Annotated in this window: 2 protein-coding genes; one reads left to right on the top strand and one right to left on the bottom strand. The window is 41.9% G+C overall.

Features of this window, described 5'->3' with window-relative positions; all coding sequences use genetic code 11:
• Positions 1-330: tRNA-binding protein (locus R7040_RS26685; RefSeq protein WP_005494151.1), on the bottom strand; the 330-nt coding region annotated here is incomplete at its 3' end.
• A gap of 176 nt (positions 331-506) precedes the next feature.
• Here R7040_RS26685 and R7040_RS26680 point away from each other — a divergent pair.
• Positions 507-697, top strand: a 191-nt coding sequence (locus tag R7040_RS26680; RefSeq protein ID WP_318097615.1) for a LacI family DNA-binding transcriptional regulator, incomplete at its 3' end; no start/stop codon positions are given.

Genomic DNA, 697 nt, shown 5'->3' with positions numbered 1-697 from the left:
AACAATTCTCACCCCGGTCGGCATCGCTCTTTCTGGCGTTAGTAACACACTTTCGGATTCATCATCCGTTTCTGCGCATAACAACATACATTCAGAGGTTTCACCGCGCATTTTGGCTTTGGCAAGATTACACAACACGACCACTTGTTTTCCCATCAACTCTTCCTCGGTGTAATAAGGCACTAAACTGGTTACGGTTTGCAGTGTTTTTTCACCAATATCAATCTGCACAATATACAGCTTGTCTGCATTTTGATGACGAGCTACTTCAATGATTTTTCCGGTACGAATTTCCAGTTTGGCAAAATCAGAGTAAGCGATAGTTTCCATAATTAAAACCTCAGTAAAGTTTTACTAAAAAGATAACGTTTACACTATCAGTAAGCTTAATAAATACAAGTGGTAAAGATCTCATTTCCGAAAGCAAATCCTCTATCAAATTGCACTTATTACACAATGGGTGTTTAATACTTCCAGTCAAATTTTTTAGCCACTAAAGGTTCTATATGGCAACGATCAAGGATGTCGCGAAAGAAGCCGGTGTTTCGGTCGCAACGGTTTCTCGCGTGATCAACAAGTCCCCAAAAGCCAGTCAATCATCGGTAGAGTCGGTCACCAAAGCAATGAGCAAATTGGGCTACAGACCCAATGCCGCAGCTCGCGCACTGGTGAGTCAAAGCACAAATACCATGGGTGT

It is taken from the genome of Vibrio sp. 1069, from assembly GCF_033340555.1.
This window is presented reverse-complemented; position numbering and strand designations above follow the sequence as displayed.